Consider the following 3848-nt stretch of genomic DNA (forward strand, 5'->3'; position numbering starts at 1 on the left):
ACAAAGCCCCTGCTATATTTGACTTTGAAAAACTCAAATGGATGAACCATAAATATCTAACTCAGACCCCTGCAGAACGAATCTATGAAGTTGGAGAAAGCATTGCGATTGATTTTAGCAAAAAGCCCAAAGAATGGTGGCTTTCGTTCATTGAAACAATGAAAGAACATTTTGATACAGTAAAGGATGTAGAAAGAGTATCTTCGCAACTCTTTGAACCATACGAAATAAATACGGACATCGTAGAAAAAATTAAAGAATACAACGCAAAAGAGCTTATTGAGAAATTCAAAGATAGGCTTCAAAGTCTTGAGCCCTTTACCATGGATACAATATTAAATCTTATAAGAGAACTTGGAAAGGAATTGAAGATAAAAGGTAAGAATCTTTACTTCCCTTTGCGGCTTGCAATAACAATGAAGGAAGAAGGGATGGAAGTGCATGAGTTTATTTACTTTATAGGGAAGGATGAAGCAATAGCGAGGCTAACAAAGGTGCTGGAGGTCTTAAATGCTTAAGGTTTATAATGACCTTACAAGAAAACTTGAAGAATTTACAACCCGTGAAAAAGGCAAGGTTTATATGTATGTATGTGGGCTTACGCCATATGATTATGCTCATGCAGGACACGGACGTTCTGCTGTGGTATACGATGTAATGCATAGATATCTTACCTATCTTGGATATGAAGTTATTCATATTTCAAACTTTACGGATATTGATGACAAAATCATCGAAAGATCAAATGAACTCAAGGTAAACTTTAAGGAACTTGCAGAAAAGTATGCTTCAATCTATCTTGAAGACCTTAAGAAACTGAATGTATTGCCTCTCTATGCATATCCACGAGCAACCGAGTTTATAGAGGATATTATTGAAATGGTAAAGGTACTTGTCGAAAAAGGGTACGCATACGAGATATCCGATGGTGTATATTATGATGTGACAAAGTTTAAGGACTATGGGAAACTTTCTCACAGGAATTTAGAAGAACTCCAGGCAGGCGCAAGGATTGAGGTAAACCCGGAAAAGAGAAACCCGCTTGATTTTGCACTCTGGAAAAAGGCAAAAGAAGGTGAACCTTTCTGGGATAGCCCCTGGGGTAAAGGAAGACCAGGCTGGCATATAGAGTGTTCTGCGATGACTCTAAAAATACTTGGCAACTCTTTTGATATTCATGGTGGCGGTGACGATCTTATATTCCCTCACCACGAAAATGAGATTGCTCAGTCCGAAGCGTATACTGGTGTTGAGCCTTTCGTGAGATTCTGGGTTCACAATGGAATGCTTAATGTAAACAGAGAAAAAATGAGTAAGTCCCTTCGGAACTTCTTTAATCTTCATACGCTTCTTGAGGATTACGACGGAGAGGTTTTAAGGCTTTTCTATATATCAGTCTCCTACAGAAAGCCTTTGAATTTTGACCTTGAAGGGTTGGAAGTTGCTCGTAAAAACTACGAGTATCTTCATAATAGTTATCTCGAGTTGAAAAAGTATCTTAACAGGGCTACATCAGGAGATATGTCTATAAAAGAGCAAATATTAAAGTGGAAAGAACAATTTATGGAAGCAATGGATGATGATTTTAATACACCAGTTGCTATCTCAGTTTTGTTCGAAATATTTAGATTTTTCAATGCAAACAAGGATAGTATCTCAAAAGACGACCTTGCAATGCTTAATAATGTTCTCAAGGATATGTTTTATATTCTTGGCTTTGATAGGATTGGGGAGGAAAGAAATATTGATTTCTCATTTAAGGAAAAAATTTCAAAGGTTTTGGAAGAATTTTTGAAGGATGAAAGCATAAAAGAAGCGCTTTCTCAAAAAGAATTAGACGATCCTATCGAAGCTCTTAATGCATTAATTGAGGTAAGAAATAAGTTTAGAAAAGAGAAGAACTTCGCTCTTTCTGACAAAATAAGGGATGGGCTTAAGGAGATAGGAATAATTTTAGAAGACACGAAAGATGGTACAAAATATAGATTAGAGGCGACAAATGGATAAAATTAAAAACGAATACTTTATTATCGGGAGAAATCCTGTATTAGAAGCGTTAAGGGCTCATTATCCGATAAGGCTTATAGTGATTGAGGATGGTGTTGACCTTAAAGAGAATACTATGAAATCAATCCTTGCACACGCAAGAAAAAATGAAATTCAGGTTCTTACAAGAGAAAAAAGTTGGTTCGATAGAAGATTTAAAATTATGAACCATCAAGGTGTTGTAGGTGTCGGTGCCCCTTATGAGTACAAAGACTTTGCGGATTTAAAAGTAAAAAGAAATAGCATAATTCTTCTTTTGGACCGTATTCAAGATCCGCAGAATTTTGGTGCGATTATTAGAGCAGCAGAATGTGCAGGCGTTAGAGACATTGTTATTCAGGAAAGAGAGTCCTGCGAGGTTACAGAGACTGTAATGTCTATCTCTTCTGGCGCTGTGTTTCATGTAAATATATACAAAGTAAAGAACCTAACTCAGGCAATCTCAGAATTGAAGGATATGGGTGTTTGGATTATTGGAACAGATGTTAATGCAGAAGTTAATTATTTCGATGTAGATTACAAAAACCATCCTTTTGCTTTTGTTATGGGTAATGAAGGAGAGGGTGTAAGAAAAGGTATCCTCAAAGAGTGTGATTATGTTGTAAAAATCCCAATGAGGGGAAGAGTTAATTCTCTTAATGTTTCTGTTGCAACTGGTATTGTGCTTTTTAGGGCGTTAGAAGAAAAACTGAAAAATGGAGAGTACGCATAATATAAGCGAACTATTAAAGTTAGCAAAGTTACAGGATAGGTCTGCTCAAGAAGAGATTTTAAAGATATACACTCCTTTTATTAAGAAAATTGTAAGATACTATGGACTTTTTCTTACAAAAGAAGACAGAGATGACCTTTATCTTGAGGCTCTTTTTGCTGCCCTTAAGAGTATTGATGGATATTCTGAAAATTACGGAAATTTTGAGAATTTTCTTTTTATTAATGTAAGGAACCGTATCCTTGACTTTTTAAGGAAAAGAAAAATCGAGGTGCCACTTGATGAGGCAATCTCCAAAACTTATGACTTTGAAAGTGAATTTGAGATAAAAGAAGAGATAGAAGAATTCAAAAAATTGCTTGCGCCGAAAGAAATGAAGGTATTTGAATTGTATCTTGAAGGTGTAAAAATACGAGATATAGCAAGATTACTTAACGAAGATTATAAATCTGTTGATAATACAATCCAACGAATTAAGAAAAAGGCTCAAAAATTTATTAACTCCTCTAAATGAGAGTGTTTACCTCTTGACAAATAGCACAATATTCGTATAATAAAATTCGGAATGCCGACGTAGCTCAACGGGTAGAGCAACTGACTTGTAATCAGTAGGTTAGCCGTTCAAGTCGGCTCGTCGGCTCCAGTGGGTAGGTAGCCAAGTGGTTAAAGGCGACAGACTGTAAATCTGTTGGCCGTGCGCCTTCGGGGGTTCGAATCCCTCCCTGCCCACCATGATGCGCGGGAGTGGCTCAGTGGTAGAGCATCAGCCTTCCAAGCTGATCGTCGCGGGTTCGATTCCCGTCTCCCGCTCCAGGTTGCGGGGTGGAGCAGTCAGGTAGCTCGTCGGGCTCATAACCCGGAGGTCGCTGGTTCAAATCCAGCCCCCGCGACCATTAATTTATTTTTGGAAAGTATTGAGCCCATGTAGCTCAGTCGGTAGAGCGCGTCCTTGGTAAGGACGAGGTCACCAGTTCAATCCTGGTCGTGGGCTCCATTTTTGTGATTAATGAAATTTATATATAATAGAGATTGCGAAGGAGGTACAACATGGCAACTAAAGAAAAATTTGAAAGGTCTAAGCCGCATGTGA

General features: G+C 37.7%; 4 protein-coding genes and 5 tRNA genes. All 9 read left to right on the forward strand.

Going from position 1 to position 3848, the window contains the following annotated elements; translation table 11 throughout:
* The coding region (locus tag JHC30_06910; protein MCI4463881.1) for a glutamate--tRNA ligase at positions 1–518 on the forward strand (518 nt) is incomplete at its 5' end.
* On the forward strand, positions 511–2007 hold the full coding sequence (locus JHC30_06915; GenBank protein MCI4463882.1) for a cysteine--tRNA ligase: 1497 nt from the start codon (positions 511–513) through the stop codon (positions 2005–2007). The genes JHC30_06910 and JHC30_06915, both read left to right, overlap by 8 nt.
* On the forward strand, positions 2000–2758 hold the full coding sequence (gene rlmB / locus JHC30_06920) for a 23S rRNA (guanosine(2251)-2'-O)-methyltransferase RlmB (GenBank protein ID MCI4463883.1): 759 nt from the start codon (positions 2000–2002) through the stop codon (positions 2756–2758). Before JHC30_06915 ends, rlmB begins: the two co-directional genes overlap by 8 nt.
* Positions 2742–3272, forward strand: a complete 531-nt coding sequence (locus JHC30_06925; protein ID MCI4463884.1) for a sigma-70 family RNA polymerase sigma factor — start codon at positions 2742–2744, stop codon at positions 3270–3272. Before rlmB ends, JHC30_06925 begins: the two co-directional genes overlap by 17 nt.
* A 53-nt stretch (positions 3273–3325) precedes the next feature.
* A tRNA-Thr gene (locus JHC30_06930) sits at positions 3326–3401 on the forward strand.
* A 2-nt stretch (positions 3402–3403) separates the two neighbouring features.
* Positions 3404–3490 (forward strand) — tRNA-Tyr (locus JHC30_06935).
* Positions 3491–3496: 6 nt separating this feature from the next.
* Positions 3497–3571: transfer RNA gene (locus JHC30_06940), tRNA-Gly, on the forward strand.
* Between the two features lie 3 nt (positions 3572–3574).
* Positions 3575–3651 (forward strand) — tRNA-Met (locus JHC30_06945).
* A gap of 25 nt (positions 3652–3676) precedes the next feature.
* A tRNA-Thr gene (locus JHC30_06950) sits at positions 3677–3752 on the forward strand.
* Positions 3753–3848: the final 96 nt, after the last annotated feature.

The sequence above is a fragment of the Caldisericum sp. genome, assembly GCA_022759145.1.
Taxonomy (GTDB): domain Bacteria; phylum Caldisericota; class Caldisericia; order Caldisericales; family Caldisericaceae; genus Caldisericum.